At 52.5% G+C, this 20882-nt stretch carries 25 protein-coding genes and 1 riboswitch; of the genes, 17 read left to right on the top strand and 8 right to left on the bottom strand.

From position 1 onward, the window contains the following. Window positions 1–60: 60 nt before the first annotated feature. The gene (locus BO53_RS0109085) at window positions 61–615 is read right to left on the bottom strand and encodes a M15 family metallopeptidase (RefSeq protein ID WP_031547453.1); all 555 of its coding nucleotides are present in this window, start codon (window positions 613–615) and stop codon (window positions 61–63) included. A gap of 236 nt (window positions 616–851) precedes the next feature. Then, window positions 852–1418 (bottom strand): M15 family metallopeptidase, encoded by a 567-nt coding sequence (locus BO53_RS0109080; RefSeq protein WP_084185003.1) that lies wholly within the window; start codon window positions 1416–1418, stop codon window positions 852–854. Between the two features lie 238 nt (window positions 1419–1656). On the opposite strand from BO53_RS0109080, the gene BO53_RS0109075 reads away from it, so the two are divergent. From BO53_RS0109075 to BO53_RS0109060, 4 genes are all read left to right on the top strand, one after another. Further along, window positions 1657–2763: an alanine racemase gene (locus BO53_RS0109075; RefSeq protein ID WP_031547448.1), complete on the top strand. Its 1107-nt coding sequence runs from the start codon at window positions 1657–1659 to the stop codon at window positions 2761–2763. 105 nt (window positions 2764–2868) lie between these two features. Next, on the top strand, window positions 2869–4410 hold the full coding sequence (locus BO53_RS0109070; RefSeq protein WP_031547446.1) for a bifunctional ADP-dependent NAD(P)H-hydrate dehydratase/NAD(P)H-hydrate epimerase: 1542 nt from the start codon (window positions 2869–2871) through the stop codon (window positions 4408–4410). Then, window positions 4407–4733, top strand: a complete 327-nt coding sequence (locus BO53_RS0109065; protein WP_031547444.1) for a hypothetical protein — start codon at window positions 4407–4409, stop codon at window positions 4731–4733. The genes BO53_RS0109070 and BO53_RS0109065 overlap by 4 nt, the downstream gene beginning before the upstream one ends. A gap of 21 nt (window positions 4734–4754) precedes the next feature. Further along, window positions 4755–5687, top strand: a complete 933-nt coding sequence (locus BO53_RS0109060; protein WP_031547442.1) for a prenyltransferase — start codon at window positions 4755–4757, stop codon at window positions 5685–5687. A gap of 25 nt (window positions 5688–5712) precedes the next feature. Here the strand turns inward: BO53_RS0109060 and BO53_RS0109055 are convergent, their stop codons facing one another. Beyond that, window positions 5713–6618, bottom strand: a complete 906-nt coding sequence (locus tag BO53_RS0109055; RefSeq protein ID WP_051683077.1) for an EamA family transporter — start codon at window positions 6616–6618, stop codon at window positions 5713–5715. 129 nt (window positions 6619–6747) lie between these two features. On the opposite strand from BO53_RS0109055, the gene BO53_RS0109050 reads away from it, so the two are divergent. Both BO53_RS0109050 and BO53_RS13910 read left to right on the top strand, forming a co-directional pair. Then, entirely contained in the window at window positions 6748–7305 is a 558-nt protein-coding gene (locus BO53_RS0109050) for a thioredoxin family protein (protein ID WP_031547438.1), read from the top strand. A 22-nt stretch (window positions 7306–7327) separates the two neighbouring features. After that, a complete protein-coding gene (locus tag BO53_RS13910) occupies window positions 7328–7468 on the top strand; it encodes a hypothetical protein (RefSeq protein ID WP_156956126.1) in 141 nt (46 codons plus the stop codon). Between the two features lie 133 nt (window positions 7469–7601). On the opposite strand, the gene BO53_RS0109040 is transcribed toward BO53_RS13910, so the two are convergent. Both BO53_RS0109040 and BO53_RS0109035 read right to left on the bottom strand, forming a co-directional pair. After that, the gene (locus BO53_RS0109040) at window positions 7602–8366 is read right to left on the bottom strand and encodes an ABC transporter permease (RefSeq protein ID WP_031547436.1); all 765 of its coding nucleotides are present in this window, start codon (window positions 8364–8366) and stop codon (window positions 7602–7604) included. Then, complete coding sequence (locus tag BO53_RS0109035) at window positions 8363–9067, bottom strand: ABC transporter ATP-binding protein (protein WP_031547434.1); 705 nt, start codon at window positions 9065–9067, stop codon at window positions 8363–8365. Before BO53_RS0109035 ends, BO53_RS0109040 begins: the two co-directional genes overlap by 4 nt. Window positions 9068–9357: 290 nt before the next feature. On the opposite strand from BO53_RS0109035, the gene BO53_RS0109030 reads away from it, so the two are divergent. From BO53_RS0109030 to BO53_RS13415, 6 genes are all read left to right on the top strand, one after another. Next, a complete protein-coding gene (locus BO53_RS0109030; protein ID WP_031547431.1) occupies window positions 9358–10206 on the top strand; it encodes a DUF72 domain-containing protein in 849 nt (282 codons plus the stop codon). A 76-nt stretch (window positions 10207–10282) separates the two neighbouring features. After that, on the top strand, window positions 10283–11104 hold the full coding sequence (locus tag BO53_RS0109025) for a sulfite exporter TauE/SafE family protein (RefSeq protein WP_031547429.1): 822 nt from the start codon (window positions 10283–10285) through the stop codon (window positions 11102–11104). Window positions 11105–11114: 10 nt separating this feature from the next. Further along, complete coding sequence (locus tag BO53_RS0109020) at window positions 11115–12431, top strand: bifunctional metallophosphatase/5'-nucleotidase (protein WP_031547427.1); 1317 nt, start codon at window positions 11115–11117, stop codon at window positions 12429–12431. Window positions 12432–12478: 47 nt separating this feature from the next. Continuing rightward, window positions 12479–12641: riboswitch (Lysine riboswitch) on the top strand. A gap of 83 nt (window positions 12642–12724) precedes the next feature. Then, a complete protein-coding gene (locus BO53_RS0109010) occupies window positions 12725–14317 on the top strand; it encodes a Na+/H+ antiporter NhaC family protein (protein ID WP_031547426.1) in 1593 nt (530 codons plus the stop codon). 143 nt (window positions 14318–14460) lie between these two features. Continuing rightward, window positions 14461–15381 (top strand): lipoyl synthase, encoded by a 921-nt coding sequence (gene lipA / locus BO53_RS0109005; protein WP_031547424.1) that lies wholly within the window; start codon window positions 14461–14463, stop codon window positions 15379–15381. A 4-nt stretch (window positions 15382–15385) separates the two neighbouring features. Next, entirely contained in the window at window positions 15386–15796 is a 411-nt protein-coding gene (locus tag BO53_RS13415; RefSeq protein WP_084184993.1) for a YutD family protein, read from the top strand. Between the two features lie 60 nt (window positions 15797–15856). Here the strand turns inward: BO53_RS13415 and BO53_RS0108995 are convergent, their stop codons facing one another. Next, on the bottom strand, window positions 15857–16123 hold the full coding sequence (locus BO53_RS0108995) for a DUF3055 domain-containing protein (protein WP_031547421.1): 267 nt from the start codon (window positions 16121–16123) through the stop codon (window positions 15857–15859). Between the two features lie 88 nt (window positions 16124–16211). Between BO53_RS0108995 and BO53_RS0108990 the strand changes: the two genes are divergently transcribed. The 4 genes from BO53_RS0108990 to BO53_RS0108975 all read left to right on the top strand — a co-directional run bounded on the left by BO53_RS0108990 (window position 16212) and on the right by BO53_RS0108975 (window position 19012). After that, a complete protein-coding gene (locus BO53_RS0108990; protein WP_031547420.1) occupies window positions 16212–16643 on the top strand; it encodes a DUF86 domain-containing protein in 432 nt (143 codons plus the stop codon). Next, a complete protein-coding gene (locus BO53_RS0108985; protein WP_031547418.1) occupies window positions 16633–17397 on the top strand; it encodes a TIGR01457 family HAD-type hydrolase in 765 nt (254 codons plus the stop codon). The genes BO53_RS0108990 and BO53_RS0108985 overlap by 11 nt, the downstream gene beginning before the upstream one ends. Further along, complete coding sequence (locus BO53_RS0108980; RefSeq protein ID WP_031547416.1) at window positions 17398–18354, top strand: 2-hydroxyacid dehydrogenase; 957 nt, start codon at window positions 17398–17400, stop codon at window positions 18352–18354. It abuts the gene before it with no gap. Window positions 18355–18469: 115 nt separating this feature from the next. After that, window positions 18470–19012 carry a biotin transporter BioY gene (locus BO53_RS0108975; RefSeq protein ID WP_031547414.1) on the top strand — a complete coding sequence of 181 codons (543 nt, stop codon included), beginning with the start codon at window positions 18470–18472 and terminating at the stop codon, window positions 19010–19012. Window positions 19013–19051: 39 nt separating this feature from the next. On the opposite strand, the gene BO53_RS0108970 is transcribed toward BO53_RS0108975, so the two are convergent. After that, complete coding sequence (locus tag BO53_RS0108970; RefSeq protein ID WP_031547412.1) at window positions 19052–19360, bottom strand: YuzD family protein; 309 nt, start codon at window positions 19358–19360, stop codon at window positions 19052–19054. A gap of 99 nt (window positions 19361–19459) precedes the next feature. Here BO53_RS0108970 and BO53_RS0108965 point away from each other — a divergent pair, with 99 nt between their 5' ends. After that, window positions 19460–19702, top strand: a complete 243-nt coding sequence (locus BO53_RS0108965; protein WP_031547410.1) for a NifU family protein — start codon at window positions 19460–19462, stop codon at window positions 19700–19702. 40 nt (window positions 19703–19742) lie between these two features. Here the strand turns inward: BO53_RS0108965 and BO53_RS0108960 are convergent, their stop codons facing one another. After that, a complete protein-coding gene (locus tag BO53_RS0108960; protein WP_031547408.1) occupies window positions 19743–20804 on the bottom strand; it encodes an NAD(P)/FAD-dependent oxidoreductase in 1062 nt (353 codons plus the stop codon). Between the last annotated feature and the right edge of the window lie 78 nt (window positions 20805–20882).

The following is a 20882-nucleotide window of genomic DNA, read 5'->3' as shown; positions in this document are numbered from 1 at the left end:
TGAAAACCCCCTGGTCAGCTTAAGCTGACCAGGGGGTTTTCTGTCCAATTCAGGCAACTATCAGTACAGGTAATGGTTGCCGGTCTGAAGGTTGTGCAGTGAATATCCGAAATCCATCTGAAGGTGGGGGTAGTCCCTGAAACTTTCCCAGTCACCACCCCAGGTGAATCCGAGCTCCTTGGCGATCTGTGCGACTTCGAACCAGTCGGACCTGCTGTTGCCGTTGCCATCATATTCGATGTCCCAGATGACATGGGGTCCCACTTCAATTGCGTAGTCGACCGCAAGGCCGTAGTTATGATAGGATTGCCCGCCTTTAGCATTTGTAACGATATATCTCGGCTCAGTACGCCCTTGGGTGTAGAGCGCATCCTGCTCTTCGAAAGAGCGGAAGCCATCTGTGAATCTGATGACGATGCCGATTGCTGCGGCCCTCTGTCTCAGGATCTCCGCGCGTTCGGCAACGACAGGATGCAGCCCCTGTGGCTGGCCATCCTCATATGTACCCTGGTTCCACTGGTCGGCCGAAGCAGTGTTGAAGCCTGCGAATGTGAAGGCGGGCACAGCCAGCAGAGTGAAAAGCAGCAGTGATAGAGATTTGATGTTCTTCTTCATAAATGTAATCTTGCTCCTTTGTCTAAAGATGTATGGTACAAGCTCCACGATATCATCGTGTCTAAATTTTTCAACAATATTGAAAAATTGAAAGGGAATGGTAATATAAATGTAATATTATTTTAAAATACTCAATATTTTTAATTTCATTATGTATATTGCTTGTACTTCGGAAGCGACTATCCATCAATAAAAAAAGAACCGTCAATGTCCATGCATTGCGGTTCTGTCATCTTTTATAGAAGGTGACGATACTCTTTCTGCAGTTCGCGGATGGAGTAGTCGAAGTTCATCTCGAGATGCGGATAATCCTTGAACGCATCCCAGTCGCCGCCCCACTCGAAACCGAGGTCCTTGGCGATGTCTGCAACTTCGAACCAGTCGGATTCACCATTATCATTGCCATCATAATCGAGGTCCCAGGTGGCCTCGCCGTCAACTTCCAGCGCATAGTCGATTGCCAGACCATAGTTGTGGTATGATTCGCCCCCTTGGGCATTCGTGACGATCTGGCCGGGGAGACTCCTGCCTTTGCTGAAGAGCCCATCCTGTTCCTTTATGGAACGGAAACCATCAGTGATCTTTATATCTATATCTTCCTCTGCAGCCTTTTCGATGAGGGTCTCGGCTTTCTCTTCAACCACTGGGTGGAGCGCATCCGGCAGTTCATCGAAGTCGAGTTCCTCTTCCTCTTTTCTTTCTTCTTCTTCATCTTTTTCTTCTTCGGATGCAGCGGTGTCTGCATCCGCAAAAAGGATTCCGGATGCTGTCAGCAGGCTGAAAAACATCATGGACAGCAGCATCATCTGTTTAAACATGGGACTGATCTATCTCCTTCATAATTGTATTATTTCAATTTGTTCAATACCTCCGGTATCATATCATCCGGACATTTCCTTTTGAACCCATTACGGTGAATTGAAAAGAAAGGATAATGTTATTGTAATATTACCCGGCATGTGGGAGGGGAGGCTAAAGTCTGATTGCAGGGGGGAGTCATGGTAGAATGGAATTGGATATGATCATATGGGAGGTAGATGTATGCATTATTCACAGCTTGATACACCGGCACTTCTGATAGACGAAAAAACGGTCCGGGACAATATTGCACGGATGCAGCAATTCGCCGAAAGGAATGGAGTTGCCCTGCGCCCGCATACGAAGACTCATAAGATGTCGACACTCGCAGAATGGCAGGTTGAAGCAGGTGCACGGGGCGTTACGGTGGCCAAGGTGGGTGAAGCGGAAGTCATGGCACAGGCGGGCATTGATGATATTTTCATCGCCAATCAGATCGTGGGGCAGAAGAAGATCGAGCGCATAAGGGCACTTTCGGAATCTGTCGATATTTCATTCGGCATCGACAGCCTCCATCATGTGGAGGAAATAGACAGCGTCTTTGAAGGAAGTGGTCAAAAGGCACAGGTGGTCATGGAAATTGAAGTGGGTGAAAAGCGTTCCGGTGTCATCGAAGCGGATGATTTCAAAAAACTGCTGGAAGCCATCGGCAGCACTGACAACGTACACTTCAAAGGAGTCTTCTCCCACGACGGGCATACATATAAGGCGGAGGATGCCAAAGCCTGCCGGGCACTTTATGAGGAGAGCGCCCACCGCACCCTCGGCTTTGCACAGCTTGCCCGGGATATGGGAATGGTCCCCGAAGTGGTCAGCATCGGTTCCACACCGCCCTTCATGCTCGGCTTCGATATCCCGGAGGGCATCACAGAAATACGGCCAGGCACATACATTCTGATGGATGCCGGACAGTCGAACGTCATCGGCACGTATGCGCATTGTGCTGCATCGATACTGACGACCATCATCAGCAAACCGACAGAGGCGCGTGTCATTACAGATGTCGGGGCGAAAGGCATCACCATGCAGACAAGGACGGAAGGGATCACCCGCACCGAAGGGCTCGGTCTCATCAGGGAATATGAAGGTGTCCATATAGATTCTGTATTTGATGAGCATGCCATCATCTACGATGAAGCATTCAATCGGAAGGTGGAAATTGGGGAGAAGGTGCAGATCATACCGAACCACATCTGTCCGGTGTCGAATCTGTATGATATGGCATGGCTGCTGTCAGATGATGAAGTGGTGGAGGAGATAAAGGTCGATGCCAGAGGCAGGCTGCAATAGTAGGGAGGTGTCTGCAGGCCATGGATTCCATTTAGGCATCACTGTAATTTTTTATTTTCATAAAATTGAGTGTATAATGGCATAAAAGGTGAATGGGGGCTAAAAATGAAAATTGTGAAGCGGGATGAAATGCGCGCCATCGAACAATTTGCGATAGAGGAGATCGGCATTTCCAGTGCCGTCCTGATGGAGATTGCCGGCAACCAGGTTGCAGAGGCCCTCATGCGGTCCTACCCGGACCAGTCCGTGCCGATCACCATATTGATCGGCAGCGGAAATAATGGGGGTGACGGCTTCGTGATTGCCAGGCGGCTGTTCGATGCAGGGTACGCCCCGTCAGTATGGCTGCTTGTGGACCCAGGGAAACTGCAGGGGGATGCACGGGTGCAACACCGGATACATACTGCCCGCCAGCTGCCCCTCCATTCGATTGAAGAGGGGCTGGCGCGCCTGGATGTAGATCTTGCCTCATCTGAAGCGGTGGTCGATGCAATGCTTGGCACCGGCATCTCCGGAGCCGTAAGGGAGCCGTTCAACCACATCATCGAGATGGTCAACGGCCATGAAGCGCATGTGGTTGCAGTCGATCTGCCATCGGGCCTCGACTGTGACACCGGCCGTGTGGAGAATGTGGCGATACGGGCAGACGCAACGTTTACCTTCGCATTGCCGAAGCTCGGCTTCTATCTGCAGGATGGCCCATCTGTGATCGGCCGCTTGGAGGTGAAGGATATTTCCGTACCCGAAACACTGGCCGACACGCTCGGCATGGATCTGCCGGAACTGATTACGGAGGAGCTGGCTGCCCAGGCTTTGCCCGGGAGGGCGAAATTCGGACACAAGGGGACTTTTGGCCATGTGCTGGTCATCGGAGGCTCCAGACCATTTGTCGGGGCGCCGCTCTACAGTGCGCATGCTGCATACAATGCAGGTGCCGGTCTCGTGACACTGGCGATACCGGAAGAAATATATCCGGTCGTCGCCGGGCAGAACCAGCTGGCCCTCATCCGGACACTGCCAAGTGCAGATGGACATTTCAACGGAGATGGCCTGGAAGCAGATCTTTTTGAAAAAGTGTCTGCAGTAGCCATCGGCCCTGGACTGGGCCGGTTTGATGCAGGGGAAGGATTCATTGAAGAAATCATGGAGCATCTGGATGGTCAGCCGATCATCATCGATGCAGACGGGCTGTATCATGTAAAGGACCGGCTTGAGATGCTGTCCCGGTATGATGGGCCGGTCATCCTCACGCCGCACCCTGGTGAGATGGCCAACCTCACAGGACGGACGGTTGCCGAGGTGGAGTCGGACCGGATCAACGTTGCGGTGGACTTCGCAAGGAAACATCAGGTGCATCTCGTTCTGAAGGGACACCGTACAATCATTGCGACCCCTGAAGGTATCCGGGTGAACCCGCACGGCAACGATGCTCTTGCGAAGGGTGGGAGTGGAGATGTCCTGACCGGCATGATCGCCTCCTTCCTCGCCCAGGGCGCCGGGGCGGCTGAAGCAATGCAGGCTGCGGTATACGTCCATGCCGCTTCAGGAGAACGGGCGGCACAGAAGTGCTCCCACTACGGCGTAACACCGGGGGATATCATCGAAACCGGCAAGGAGATACTAAAGGAACTGGAGGGGAAAAAGTGAAGGAACAGGCTTTACGGAGCGGCAACGGCAACCTATTCAAAAATGGTGTGGCGACTAGTGGGAAGCTTCATCTGACTTCGAAATATATATACCACTTTCCACATGCGATGAATCTGAACAGGCAGGAATCGAAGATAGCGCTTGAAGAAGTGGACCGGGTCCAGCTCATCAATCATTATATTATGAAGGTGCTCCCGGTTCCGAACGGACTGGAGATCATCCTTAGGAGTGGCGAAGCAATGCGCTTTGTGGTCAATGGCAGGAAGCGCTGGAAACGGGATATCGAGCAGGCACTGGACAAGGCACGACAGCCGACAACATAAGGGGCGAAAGGGGTATAATCTATGGCAGGACAGGAATCATACAGTTTCAGGGGGATCGGCATGCTGATGCGGGTGGTGGCAGTCGTAACATCGAGCATCGCAACAATCATATCGACGGTACTCCCTCTGGCATTCGGCTACGACGTATCTAAGTTCAATCTTTTTCTACTATTCATTCTGCTCGTGATTGGCGGGTTTCTCGTCCACGGCGTGCTCACCCATGTATTCAATGACATCACCGATTTCCACTCGGGGACCGACCAGGCAAGTCCCGGGCTGCTGTCAGGCGGCAGCCGCGTCCTGCAGACCGGCACCATGACGCTCGGCATGCTGAAGCGGATCGGCCTCGTCGTTACGGCGATACTGGTAATCGCTGCAGCATTATTCGTCCTATTTGGACAGGTAGAACTTGCCATCCTGTGCATGGTCGGACTGTGGGGGGCAGCTACATATTCCCTTGCACCATTCAGATTTGCATACCGCCCTTTCCTCGGGGAGTGGCTGAGCCTTTTTCCCTCCCTATTGATGCTCGGGCTTGCAGCACCATGGATCGTGCTCGATCACATTCCCGCCTGGGCATGGCAGAATGCATTGATCAACGCAATCTGGTGCATGGCGTGGGTCATGATCCACCATATTCCGGATATTCGGGCTGATCGGCAAGCGGCACCGGTGAAGGAGACGAGTGTTGTATGGTCGGTGAAGCGTTTTGGAATGAACCGTGCCGGTCTGCCCGCCCTGGTCTATCTTGCCCTCGTCGGACTGATTGCACTTTCCATGATATGGGATCGTCCGATCGGTGCCATCGGTTCACTGCTCATGCTCGGTTATGGCATCTATCTCGTATTACGGATGCGGGTGCGGGATGTTGAACAGGTGACCGCCTATGAAAAAGTGCTCCTGCTGCTGGCAATGGCGACGGCAATATGGCTGGGACTGTTTCCAAATATGTAAAAACCACCCCGAGGGGTGGTTTTTTCTACTTATCCTTGCGTCCGACGGAGATGTATATGGCAACTCCAAGAACGATGATGATGCCGATGGTCTGATACCATCCCATGCTGATATTGAGCCACAGAACCGAGCTTATGACTGCCGAGGCGGGCTCCATCGTCCCCAGTATCCCGGCTTCCTTCGAGGAGATATGCTTCAGGCTGCTTATGTATAGAAGGAAAGCAAGCGTCGTCCCGATCAGGACCGAGAAGAGCAGGATGGCCACGAGTCCGGCCGTCCACTCGAAAGTGAAATCAAACCGCCATATGGGATGGATGAAATTCATTGCGATCCCCCCGATGAGCATCGAGCCGCCGACGAGCTGAAGCGGATGCAGCCGATACAGGAGCACCTGGGCGTGCAATGTGTAGTATGCAAGTGCAACACCTGATATCAGACCCCATACGAGTGCAGGGGGTGATACTGCGAGTTTTGAAAGGTCGCCGTTTGTGGCGAGCAGAACGACGCCCGCAATCATACCGGTGATGATGAAGGCATCTGCGATCGTCCATTTCGAATATTTACGGATGACCAGCCATAGGATGATGTAGATTGGTCCGGTATACTGCAGCACCGTTGCGATGGCAGCATTCCCGTAGCCGATTGCTGCCATGAATGAATACTGTACCATCGTCATGCCGAGCAGACTATAGATGATCAGCATGCCAAGGGTACGGCGGTCCATCCGGACCGGCTGCTGCTTCCGCGAAAACAGCCAATATGCAAAAAGCAGGATGATGCCACTAACTGTCAGACGGAAGGCCACATACCATTCCACAGTGACGGGCGTGTTCTTGAAGATGAAGTCTGAAGCCGTACCCCCGACGCCCCATAATGTCGCGCCAAGCAGTACAAATATCAGACCCCTGATATGTTTCGAATCCGTTGCCATACACGTGCCTCCCCTCTCCATTATTAAAAGGATAATCCAGGATATCCAAAAATTCAATATCCATTCATTAGTTGAGGATACCACGAAATGATATAATCAGGGTGAGAAATCAACATTGGAGGAGAGAAAATGACGCTAGAACATTGGTTTGACCAGGCGCTGACAACAGAAGCGTATATAGAAGATATGGAAAAGCACAGGGAGAACCTGCAGAAGGTGTATGATGAATTTCAGATTCCGGATGACGAAAACTTCTTCCGGCGTCTCGAGAACAGGAAGCTCCGTGTCATCGCCATCACCGAAGACTGGTGCGGCGACGCCATGATGAACATACCCATACTGCTTCATCTGGCTGAAAAGAGCCATACAGAAGTACGCATGCTGCTGAGGGACAGCAACCTGGAGCTGATGGACCAGTATTTGACGAACGGAAAATCCCGATCCATACCGATCTTCATTTTCATCGATGAGGAAGGCGAGGAAGTGGCACACTGGGGGCCCCGTGCAGAAACGGTGCAGCAGGCAGTCGATCAGCTGATGTCCGGATTGCCGGAGAAGGCGTCACCGGAGTATGATGCGGCATTCAAGGAAGCCATCCGGACGCTGACTTCCCGATTCAAGAGTGATGAGACATTCTGGCAGGCGACATATGAAAGCATAAAAGAGAAGATCGAACAGAAACTGTAGGTGGAAACGGGGAGTGGAATGCATGAAAAAACGGGTGACGACATATGTGATTGCAGGAGGACTGCTCGGCCTTTTTGCAGAAGGGCCGATGACAGGCGTCATTGCTGGCGCCGTGGCCTACATCGCAGTACGATATGGAGAAGTCACAGGAGATGACGGGTAGCGGGGTGCACATTTGTGCATCCTTTTTTTGTTCCATGCGCAGTCGCAGGCAAGGCAAACGTGGTTAGGTCACACTTCCCCACTTCTGATGTCGATAAAAAAATCCGCCTCCAACAGGAAGCGGATGAGGGTAACTATTGTGATCTATACTGCAGGCCGATAAACTGCATCTTCTGGTTGAACAGTTTCGGATAGGCCATGTATCCGACCATGACGGATGACATGGCTGCGGTTGTGAGGAGCAGGAACAGGATCAACAGCTGGTACATGACCGCTTCCATCGGATCGGCGCCGCCGATGATGAGCCCGCTCATCATGCCCGGCAGCTGGACGAGCCCCATGGTCTTCTGTGCCTCTATCGTTGGAATCATGCTGGTCTGAATCGCGGACTTCAGACTCTTGTCGATGGCGACTTTGGGCGGACCGCCCATGGACAGGATGAGTTCGATGGTTTCGTCACTGCGATCGACTTCGTCCTTGAATTTGTTCAGGAAGAGCAGGGAGAGCACCATGCAGTTGCCGATGACCATGCCGCTGATGGGGATGACTTCCTGCGGGGTGAACGGAATGATGCCGAAGCTCAGCAGGATGCCCATCGTCACTGTCTCCACAATGATGAGTGTGAGGACGATCATCCATGTGATGCCGGGGATGCCGTCCCCTTTTTTGATGATATTCTGTGTCGCAGCAGCGATCATCAGCATGATCATCAGTATGATGAAGATCGGACTGTCGCTTTCAAAAACGAAGGTCAGAATATATCCGACAATCAGCAGTTGGATGATTGAGCGGATGGTGGCGATGATGATATCCTTTTCGAGTCCGAGTTTGAGTACGAGTGCCAAACCGAGTGGAATGGCGATGAATATCAGGGACAGTGCAAGCTGTGTATAGGTCAAAGTTCCTCCCCCTCCACAAATTTTTTGATGAGCGGATTATCGGAATGGTCGATGAAGGATGCATCGCCGAATTCAATCAGCTCCCCGTTTCTTAAGAACCACATGTCATCACTGACCCGGCGTGCCTGGTCGAGGTCATGGGTGATCCAGATGACGGTGACATTGTATTCACGCTGCAGCCGGAGGATCAGCCGTTCGACTTCCTTCACCATCCGGTAGTCGAGGCTTGCGGTGATTTCATCGAGCAGAAGGACCTCTGGCTGGTTGACGAGCGTACGCGCAATGGAAATCCGGCTCTTTTCCCCTCCGGAGAGGGATTTAATATTCTTATCAAGCGGTATGCCGCCAAGATCGACACGGTCCAGCAGTTCCACAGCACGCTTTTCATCCAGCGCCTCGCCGAAGATGGCCTTCGGGAGATTGAGGTTGTCATAGACCGTCCCGCCGATCATCGGCGCACTCTGAAAGGCCATGCCGATCCGCTTCCTCAATTCGATCATGTCCATGCCGGCAATATTCTCCCCCCTGAAGAATATATCTCCGGAGTCGGGGGAAAGCAGACCGTTGATATGCTTCAGGCAGGTGGTTTTTCCTGCGCCGCTCGGGCCGACGAAGGTCGTAATGCGGCCTTCGCTGAAATGGCCGGTGATGTTATGTAGAATGCCGTTATGGCTGACATTTTTGAATTCGATTATACTCATGGGAATGTGCTCCTTATACATTAGAGTGGACGGCAGCTGAGCCCGTCTGTGGCCGGATGGTGCAGCCCGGCACCTTCATGGCACATGACTGTCCTGATGTCCATTTACCATCTTATACGAACTTTGCTGCAGCTGCAAAGCGGGCATCTGAATTATTTATAATTATTATAAATAATAGTTTAACACAAATTAAAACTATTATAAATAAAATAGTTTTGCCCATAACCAGCAACGCTGTATTTATACAAATGGGTGGCTGAATTATGTTACAATAAAGTAAGGTGATTTCTATGATTTATATTGGATTGACAGGTTGGGGAGATCATGATGATCTGTATACCGACCTTGCAAATAAAAAGGATAAGCTGCCTGCATATGCCTCCCATTTCCCGATCGTTGAACTGGATGCAACGTACTATGCCATCCAGCGTACCTCAACGGTTGAGAAGTGGTGCAATGAAACCCCTGAAAAATTCAAGTTCGTCGTCAAGGCCCACCAGTATATGACAGGGCACAGCGACTACCGTGACCACTACGACTCCATCAGGGATGTCTTCAGTGCCTTCCGTGATATGCTGCGCCCGATGGAGAAGGCGGGGAAGCTCGGATTCGTCCTGCTGCAGTTCCCCCCGTGGTTCGACTGTACAAATAAGAACATACGCTATGTAAAGTATGCAAAGGAACAGCTTGAACCATACAAAGTGGCGGTCGAGTTCAGGAACCAGACATGGTTCGAGGCGCGGTACCGTGAGGAGACCCTGTCGTTCCTTGATGCCAACGGCATGATCCACAGCATCTGTGATGAGCCCCAGGCCGGGGTGGGGAGCATCCCGTTCGTCAACCGGGTGACGGACAGGACGGCATTCATCAGGCTGCATGGACGCAACGTGCATGGCTGGACACAGAAGGACCGTACCAGCCAGGAGTGGCGGAATGTAAGGTACCTTTACGATTATAGCAAAGAAGAGCTTGAGTGGCTGAAGAGGCAGGTCGAAATCCTCAAGCATAAGACGAAGGACATCTACATCGTGTTCAACAACAACTCCGGCGGACATGCCGCAGGAAATGCACAGGATTTCATGGCAATGATGGATATCCGATATGAAGGGCTTTCCCCAAAACAGCTGAAGCTATTCTAGCTGGACTGCAGGGAAAAACCATTTCTGATGCATAATTACAGCCAGGAACTCCTGGTCTTCCAAAGGAGCCACGCTTATGGAATATATCATTCTTATATTGATCGGGCTTGCCGCTTCTGCCCTTGGGGCGCTTGTCGGTATTGGCGGGGGCGTCATCATCGTCCCGCTGCTCATATTCTTCGGCATCAACCTGGGTATTCTCGACCGCATCACACCGCAGAGTGCAGTCGGCACTTCAAGCATCATCCTGATCGTCATCGGCCTGTCTGCGATGATCTCCTATGGACGAAGCAACCAGGTGGACTGGAAGAACGGCAGGCTGTTTCTGCTCGGCATCATGCCGGGGGCCTTCATCGGATCCTATGCCAGCCGCTTCTTCACCATCGACAGCTTCAACCTGTATTTCGGCATCTTCCTCATATTCCTGAGCACCCTGCTCATCATCAGGGACAGGATAAAGCCCATTTCCATCTTTCAGGACGAGCGCTATATGGAGCCCCATGTGGATAACATGGGGGAGGTCCACCACTATGGGTTCCCAGTCTATATCGCCATCATCTCCACATTCGTGGTCGGGTTTTTCACCGGACTTTTCGGGATCGGCGGCGGTGCGCTGATGACGCCGCTCATGCTGCTTGTATTCCGTATGCCGGCGACGATCGCAATCGGCACGAGCATGATGATGGTCTTCTTTTCCGGTTCGGCTGCAGCTGTGGGCCATATGCTTCAGGGTAATGTGGACTTCTGGTATGCACTCTTCATCGTGCCCGCCGCCTTCATCGGGGCCAAGCTCGGTGTAATGGCCAACCACCGCTTCAATTCCGATTCGCTCGTTGTCGTGCTGCGCACAGTCCTTCTGCTGCTCGGCGTATACATGATTCTACAGACCATCATTTAGAGGTGATTCGATGGAAGTGAAGCTATTTCATACAAATGACATACACAGTCATCTGTACAACTATTTGAAGATAAAAGATTTTCTCCATAACAAGAAACGGCAGTATAAACATAATATGGTGTATGTCGACCTCGGAGACCACGCAGACCGCTCCCATCCCTATACGGAAGCGACGCTCGGCAAGGGGAATGTCGAAATCCTCAACGAGGCCGGCTGCGAGGTGGCCACAATCGGCAACAACGAAGGCATCACCCTCCAGAAGGAGGATCTGAAGGCATTGTACGATGATGCCGATTTTGATGTCATCTGTGCCAACCTCCGCGAGGTGGGCAGCACATCCCCGTACTTCAAGCCCTATGTCATCAGGGAGGTTGCGGGCATCCGGTTCGGCTTCATCGCCGCGACGGTTGAGTTCACCCCCTTCTACAAGGCGCTGGGGTGGGAGGTGTCGGATGCTTTCGAATGGATTCTGAAAGCCATCAGGGAAATCAATACAGAGGTCGACTGCATCGTCATGATGAGCCACCTGGGACGCTATGACGATGAGTCGCTCGCAATGATGTTCCCTGAAATAGATGTCATATTGAGTTCGCATACCCACCACTACTTCGAGGAGGGGGAGTGGGTTGGAGACACCCTGCTTGCGGCTGCCGGACGGTTCGGCGACTACGTCGGGGAAGTGACGCTGGAGTTTGAAGGGCGTTCCCTCACGCGGAAGCACGCACGCATCTATGATACCGACCTCCTGTCGAGCAGCGACGACCATTATTATGAAATCGGCAGGGACATGATGTCGACGGTCGTCAAGGAAGGGGCGCCGCCGATTGGACGGACGCTCTATTCCACCAGCCGGTTCATCATGACACTGGCACGCATGGTCAGGCTGTTCACGGACAGTGATGCAAGCCTGCTCCACACGGGTCTGATTGCGAAGTCTTTCGAAGGGGGTGCACTGACGGAGTATGATCTCCACAAGGTGCTGCCCCATGCGATCAATACGGTCCAGATCGAATTGACCGGACGTGAACTGAAGGAGGTCTTCAACCAGGCGTCGAAGCATGAGTTCAAGGATGACATCATCCGGGGACTCGGTTTCAGAGGGGATATATTCGGCTGTTTCGTCACGGACAATATCGGCTATATCCAGTCGGAGCGTGAATACTACATCAACGGTGAGCGCATCGATGACCGGCGGCACTATAAGCTCGGCACACTGGACATGTACACTTTCGGCAGGATATTCCCGCAGTTCAGATATTCGAAGAAAGTCTACAAGATGCCGGAATTCCTTCGGGACATCGTCAAGATGTACCGTACGGAATTATAGTTGAAAAGTGCATGATGTGTGCTATAATATTCTATGACAATTGAAGAACGGAAAGTAGAGGTCGCAATGGCCATGAGTACAGGAGGGAGCAGGCATGCTTGGAACTTCTGGAAAGGGGCAGTTGCCGAAGGATGCACCCGGCGGGGTGGCATTCTGGGATCAGGGCGAAGAGGTCTGGTACTGTCATTACGATGATGCGCTACATATTGGTGATGGACGTCACGGTGGCTGAATCTGTAATGCTGCTGTGACGTCTTTTTATGATCTAAATAGTTTTTCAGGAGGGTATATATATGGAAAGTATACTGAATTGGGAGTACATCTCCCTCGTCCCACCGCTTCTTACGCTGTTGCTGGTGGTACTGACGCGCAAAGTGGGCATCAGCCTTGGTGTCGGCATCATCACTTCGGCGTTTGTCGTCGCAGGTGCGGACATAATGGAAACACTGGGGATGATATGGAGCAGCTTCGCCATCATCTTCGTGGATGGGGGCTCCATCAATACATGGAATGCCTTCATCCTCATCTTCCTCAGTCTGCTCGGCATCATGACGGCATTCATCAACATGTCGGGTGGGGCCAGGGCCTTCACCGCCTGGGCGCTGACGAAGGTGAAGTCCCGCCGGAGTGCGAACATGGCGACCGCACTGCTCGGCATCATCGTCTTCATCGATGACTACTTCAGCGCATTGATCGTCGGCCAGGTGGCAAAGCCGCTGACGGACAAATACAACGTCTCCCGTGCGAAACTCGCCTATCTGATCGATACGACGGCATCACCGATTTCTGTCATTGCGCCGATTTCAAGCTGGGGCGCCGGCATCATGGGGCTTGTGGCGCCACTGATTGCAGCAGCGGGCATGGTGGCGGTTACGCCATTCCAGGCGTTCGTCTATATGATTCCGATGAATTTCTACGTGCTGACTGCGGTGGCGATGATGTTCATCGTCATCCTGACACGCTTCGACATCGGACCGATGCGCAAGCATGAATCCTTTGCCATCAATGAGGGCCAGGTCGTCGGGGACACGCGCGAGGTGCCCGGTGAGACGGACGAGGAGCTCCCCGTCCACCAGCAGGGCTCTGCCAAAGCGCTGATCGTGCCGATTCTCGGCCTCGCGATCACGGTCATCGTGGCGATGTTCGTCACCGGTGCCGTGACGGGCGGCTCATTCGATGTGTTCAGCATATTCGAAAATACGCTGGTCACGCATTCCCTCGTCATCGGGGGCATCGTCGGCCTGGTGCTGAGCCTGTTCTACTTCTTCAAATATACACGCAGGGACAGTGATTTCGGCAAGACCGAAATCTGGCTGGGTGTGAAGACGGGCTTCATGGCGATGTTCCCGGCGATCCTCGTGCTGACTCTGGCATGGATGATCGGGGATCTGATCGGCCAGCTCGGCACCGGCGAACTGCTCGGTGCGATGGTCGAGAATTCGAACATGCCGACAGGCCTGCTGCTTGCGGTCGTCTTTGCGGTCGCCTGTCTGATGGCGCTGGCCACAGGAACAAGCTGGGGGTCTTTCGGCATCCTGATCCCGATCACGGGTGAGATCATGATCTCGCTCGATGCGACAGACCTGCTGCTGCCAAGCATCGCAGCGGTACTCGCCGGTGCAGTGTTCGGCGACCACTGTTCACCGATTTCAGATTCGACGATCCTGTCGTCCACCGGTGCGGGGTGCAACCACATCGTCCACGTCATGACACAGCTGCCTTATGCAATCGGTTCTGCACTGATTGCGCTGGTCGGCTACCTTGTTCTTGGATTGACATCGAGCCTCATGCTCGCCCTTCTGACACTGCTTGTGCTCATCATCATCGTCGTGGTCGTCTCGAAGGTCGTCTATACGCCAATCGCCAAAGAAAGTACAGAATCATAGAGCAGACCAGCTCCCGCCTCCGGGCGGGGGCTTTTTATTATGCAGCAGTCCACAGATTGGAACATTTTTCATTTTTGCCACTTTATTCGCGTAATTATGATAATATGGACATGACATTGAATTCATAAGGAGGGCATTGTAAATTGGCTACAAAAAATGAAGAGATTCTGAGAAAACCCGACTGGCTGAAAATCAAGCTGAACACGAACAAAAACTATACCGGCCTGAAGAAGATGATGCGTGAGAAGAACCTACATACAGTATGTGAAGAGGCGAAATGTCCGAACATACACGAGTGCTGGGCGGAGCGCCGCACGGCCACATTCATGATCCTGGGCGCAATCTGTACACGTGCCTGCAGATTCTGTGCGGTCAAGACGGGACTGCCGAATGAACTCGATTGGGATGAGCCGAACCGCGTGGCGGAATCTGTGCAGATGATGAACCTGAAGCACGTCGTCATCACGGCGGTCGCAAGGGATGACCTGAAGGACGGCGGTTCAAGGGTGTATGCGGAGACGGTGAGGAAAGTCCGCGAGGAGAATCCATATACGACAATTGAAGTATTGCCATCCGACATGGGTGGGGAGTATGATAACCTCAGGACACTGATGGATGCAAAGCCGGATATCCTGAACCATAACATCGAGACGGTGGAGCGCCTGACGCCGAGAGTCCGTGCGAAGGCGAAGTACCATCGGACACTTGAACTGCTCAGGCGTTCAAAGGAGATGTATCCGGATATCCCGACCAAGTCGAGTATCATGGTCGGCCTCGGGGAGACGGTCGAGGAGCTCCACCAGACGATGGACGACCTCCGTGCGAATGATGTCGACATACTGACGATCGGCCAGTATCTGCAGCCTTCAAGGAAGCACCTCAAAGTACAGAAGTACTACACGCCGCTTGAATTCGGCAAGCTGAGGAAAGTGGCGATGGAAAAAGGCTTCAAGCACTGTGAAGCCGGACCAATGGTGCGTTCAAGCTATCATGCCGACGAGCAGGTGAATGAAGCTGCCAAGGCAAGGCAGGCCAAGGGTGATGAACTATTGAAAGGTGAGTAGCACTATGATTACGATAGATCATATGCATTTTGAACTGGTGGAAGACTACCGGGATGCTTTTGATGAAGAACAGTTTAAAAAGAAGTATAGCGAAGTGCTCAATAAATATGATTATATCGTCGGAGACATCGGTTATGAGAAGCTGAGGCTGACGGGCTTCTACCGGGATGGCAAATCCAAGGTGGAACGGGACAAGAAATTCAGTGCCATACAGGACTACCTCTATGAGTACTGCAACTTCGGCTGTGCCTATTTCGTGCTGCGCAAAATCCCGAAATCGGAAGTGAAGGCCGGGCATGAGGCACATGAAGCGGCCTCCGGCACGTCATCCGACGGACAGGACCAGGAGCGCAGCAGGACGGAACCACAGAAGAACAAGACACTCGCCGCCCGCCAGCCTGTGGACGGGGAATGAGGAAAAGCCTGCTCCCCCGGAATCGGGGGAGCAGGCTTCATTCTTATCTGCATATATTTTTTAGACGATGATTTCCGAGAGGAACGCCTCCACTTCAGAAGCTTCATCGTCGGTGTACCCCAGTATATGGGCGATGTACCCTTCCTCTTCGAGGTCATCCGGGCCGATGATGCCGAACCGGCTGCCCTGTGTGTTCAGGACCAGGCTTTTGCCGAAGTAGCGGTCCGTCTGGATGATGGCGAGGTCATACCGCCCATGTTCACCCACAAAGCTGACATAGCGGGTATAGGTGTCTTCTGATTCATCGTAAAGAAAGAAGTCGATCAAAGGGTTCCCCTCCAGTTCAAGTGTATTGGAATTATGCTATCATATTATAGGAAGAGTTACAAAAGAACGATTATGGGAGTGTCGATGGATGTACTTTGTAGATAAGGATATACTGCTTGAAAGATTGGACTATATAGAAGGCCTCACAGCCGATTTCAACAGGGTGGAGGGGCTTGCGCTCGAGCGTACATGCCATATGCTGATCGAGGCGGTGGTCGATGTCGGCAACATGATCATCGATGCATTCATACTGCGCGATCCGGGCAGCTATCAGGATGTCATGGACATCATGGAAAATGAAGGTGTGATCCCCCCGGATGACAACGGGCATTTCCGCGAAACGTTCAGATGGCGGAGCGAGCTGACCCGCAACTATACGCAGCTTGACCACCGGGCGATGAAGGAGAGCTTCCAGAAGCATCTGGCGGCATACAGGGATTTCAAAGGCAACGTCTTCGCCTTCTTCGAAAATGAGGGGCAGGCGATCACTGCATTCGGGAGCGGCCAGCATGAAGTATGAAGGCTACCTGATCGACCTTGACGGCACGATGTACAGCGGAAACACCGTCATAGACGGGGCCATCGACTTCATCGACAGGCTGAACCAAAATGGCATCCCGTATGTTTTCCTGACAAACAATGCGACAAAAACACAGCAGGAAGCGGCACAGAAGCTGATCGACATGGGGTTCGACATCCATCCGGAAACACTCTATACATCGGCGATGGCAACGGCCGCCTACCTCGAAACCGAGCAGCCCGGGGCACGCGTCCATGTGATCGGTTCAGAAAGTCTGAAGTCGACACTTGCGGATTCGGGATTCATCCTTGCGGATTCCGATGTAGATTATGTGGTGATGGGGCTCGATACGGCCATCAACTATGAAAAACTGTCGCTCGGAGCCCGTCTGATTGCCGATGGGGCAAAATTCATCTCCACCAATCCGGACCGGAAATTCCCGACGGAGGCCGGACTCGTGCCGGGCAACGGTGCACTCGTATCGGTGCTCGTGGATACGACGGATGTGGAGCCGGTCACAATCGGTAAACCCCAGGGCATCATACTGGAGGCGGCCGTCTCCACGCTGGGGCTGCCGAAGGACAGGGTGCTGCTCGTCGGCGACAACTATGACACCGATATCCGTACCGGTCTCGACAATGGTGTGGACACGCTCCATGTCAATACGGGCGTCACCTCTGGAGATGCAGTGAAGAAACAGGCAAGACAGCCTGAGTACATGATCGATCATCTGAATGAATGGAGTGTGGAGTAAGTGAAGAAAATTGTAATCACCCGAAAAATCAATCCGAACATGATTGAAAAGCTGAAGAAGGACTTTGAAGTGGTCGTATGGAATGAAGACGAGAAGCCGATGCCGCGCGAACGCTTCCTTGAAGAGACGAGGGATGCCCATGGTGTAATGACCATGCTCAGCGACAAGGTTGACCGGGAGATGCTCGAGAATGCAAAAAATCTCAGGGTTGTTGCCAATCTGGCTGTCGGATTTGACAACATCGACCTGGAGGCGGCCCGGACGCATGATGTAATCATTACGAACACTCCGGATGTGCTGACCGAAACGACTGCCGAGCTTGCATTCACGCTGATGCTGACGGCCGCACGCCGTGTACTGGAGGCAAACCGTGAACTGATGGCGGGGGAATGGTCGGGCTGGAGTCCATATCACATGGCCGGGACGGACGTTTTCGGCAAGACGGTAGGGATCTTCGGCATGGGCTCGATTGGAGCGGCATTCGCCAGACGGCTGTCAGGCTTCCGGTCGAAAGTGCTCTACCATAACCGCAGCCGCTCCGAAGTCGGGGAATCAATGGGTGCAGAACTGGTCTCATTCGAAGATCTGCTGGCTGAATCGGACTTTGTATTATGTGCTGCCCCGCTCACTGAAGAGACGAAGCACCGTTTTGACAGGGAGGCATTCAGCCGCATGAAGGAGAGTGCCTTCTTCATCAACATCGGCCGTGGCGCGCACGTTGTGGAGGAAGACCTCGCAGAAGCGGTCAGAAATGGCGAAATCAAGGGCGCGGCACTCGATGTGTTTGAAAACGAACCGATCGGCAGTGATCACCCTTTCATCGGCATCGACAACATGACGCTCCTTCCGCACATCGGCAGTGCCTCAGTGGATACGCGCAACAACATGATGAATCTGTGCGTCAACAATATCATGGAAGTATTGAATGGCGGCGAGCCGATTACACCGGTCAAATAGGGAAGGTGCCCTCAATGGGCTTCTCCCGATCTTATTGTAAACTTAATATAAATAAAGGTTAACAATGGTACCGGATAGTGGTATGATGGAAAGCAAATAGGAAAGAGGTGGTTTGGTGTCAACGAAACATCTTGTCTACATTGCCCTTTTTGCCGCACTGATTGCAATCGGTGCACAGATCCGTCTGCCCATCGGACCGATACCGGTGACATTGCAGGTGCCGATGGTCCTGCTTGCCGGCCTGCTGCTGGGACCGAAGCTTGGCGCAATGAGTGCGCTCGTCTATATGCTGATGGGTCTCGTCGGTCTGCCGGTCTTCGCCGGGGGAGGGGGTATCGGATCGCTTGTTTCCCCGTCCTTCGGATTCATCGTCGGCTACATACCTGCAGCATGGCTTGCGGGATTCGGTGCTGCCCACAAGTCCTCATCTACTCGGGCAATCAGCTTCGCACTCGCTGCAACGGCTGTCATTTTTCTATTCGGTTTCCTGTACTTCGTCTTCATCATGAACGTAGTACTCGATACGCCGATGAGTGCTGTGGAGGCCTTCAAGGTGGCAATACTACCATTTATACTGAAGGATGTTACGATAGCTGTTCTGACGAGCATGTTTGCCCGTGTGCTTCATACCCGCGGGCTTCATTTGGCGAATGGGTGAAGAAAAATGCCACTGGGATATCGTTCCCAGTGGCATTTTTCATGCTTCCTTCTCGATTGACTTCTGGACCGGCTTGAGCTGGACATGGCCGTCCTGGACGATTTCATCGTTTACAGTGACGAGCGGGTAGAACAGTTCGTCATCATTGATGCGTTCGATGAGGCTTTCGTCGAAATCCGACAGGTTGTCCGCACGGTCGATGTCGATATAATTGAAATTCAGATCGCGGTCGGGATATTTTCGCGAGAGTACAGCTTCGAGCCATTCATAGGTGTCCTTCGAGCCCGGTGCATTGACGCAACTTGCACATACGACATCACGGCCGTATACATTGATTACATGCTTCATAAAAGTAACATCCGCCTTTCAGATGATGGATTTTTTCTTCCATATCCATTATAATATACATATCAGCATTTGCGTATGAATTAATAGGGAGTGAATTTCATGACTACAGGACAAGATACGATGTTTGAACAAGTCGATGAAGTATTGGATAAATTGCGTCCGTTTCTGCTAAGGGATGGCGGGGACTGTGAGCTTGTGGATGTGGAGGACGGCATTGTGAAGCTGCGTCTTCTCGGGGCTTGTGGCACGTGCCCAAGTTCAACAATCACACTCAAGGCAGGAATCGAACGTGCACTGCTCGAAGAAGTACCAGGTTTTGTGGAAGTGGAACAGGTATTCTGATACATCCAAATAACAGCCCCCGCAACGCGGGGGCTGTTTATTAATTGTTGCCGAGTTTGTACATCCACAGCACACCGCTTTTCAGCATGCGTGCGATACGGCCAGTGACCGTCCGTTCCTTGAGGTAGGCGAAACCTTCCTTGGATCCGAGGGATCCAAGGATGCCCTGCATTTTGATGTCGGACATCTTTTCTGGAAGCGCCTTGCCCTTGATGATGTCCTCCATGACTTCCGCAATCTGTTCCGCCTGGCCTTCCGCCACCTGTGCTGATGGGGCATGCTTGAGGGCAGCGGAATCGCCGACCACATAGACGTTTTCGTAACCCGGAACCTGATGGTACTGGTTGAGTACGACACGCCCGCCGGGACCGAATTCCACCGGAAGGTTGCGTACGACCTCGACCGGCTGTACACCGGCTGTCCAGATGGCCAGGTCCAGATCATGTGATTCGTTGTTGTTGTAGACCTTGTCGGCCTCCACCTTCACGATGTTCGAATTCGGGATGACTTCGACATCATTGTCATCGAACCATCTTTTGACATAGGCACTGAGGCGTGCCGGATACATCGGAAGGATACGGTCGCCACGGTCGAACAGCTTGATGGTGAGATCTTCACGCGCTTCACGAAGCTCGCTGGCCACTTCGATGCCGCTCAGTCCTGCACCGACGATGCCGACTGTGGAGCCGGGCTTGAGGTCTCCGATGCTTTCGTATGTGGCACGGGATTCCCTCAGGGACTGGATGCTGTAGGTATGCTCCGCAGCACCCGGAACGCCGTGGTATTTATCTTCACAGCCGAGGCCGATGACGAGCATGTCATAGTCCAGTGTCCCGTTCTCGAGGATGACCCTGCTGTTGTCGATATCGATTTCAGCGACCGTATCAAAGACGATATTGACCTTGTCGTCATCCGGGAAATCGACACGGACGTTCTTTTCACTCTTCGTCCCCGCTGCCAGGGCGTAGTATTCAGTTTTCATCCCGTGGAAAGGGTTCTTGTCCACGAGCGTAATGGTGTAGTCGGAGGGCAATTTCGGAAGGATACGCTGAATGAAACGCATATTCCCATAGCCGCCTCCGAGGCATACGATAGTCTTCATAGTCAGTACCGCCTTGTATTAGAAATTCTATTATTTACATTATAATATTTAACGCGATAAACTACAATGAAAGTCGGC

This window comes from Salinicoccus luteus DSM 17002, assembly GCF_000712035.1.
Classification (GTDB): Bacteria; Bacillota; Bacilli; order Staphylococcales; family Salinicoccaceae; genus Salinicoccus; species Salinicoccus luteus.
The sequence above is the reverse complement of the archived record's forward strand: the minus strand, read 5'-3'. Positions and strand labels throughout refer to the sequence as shown.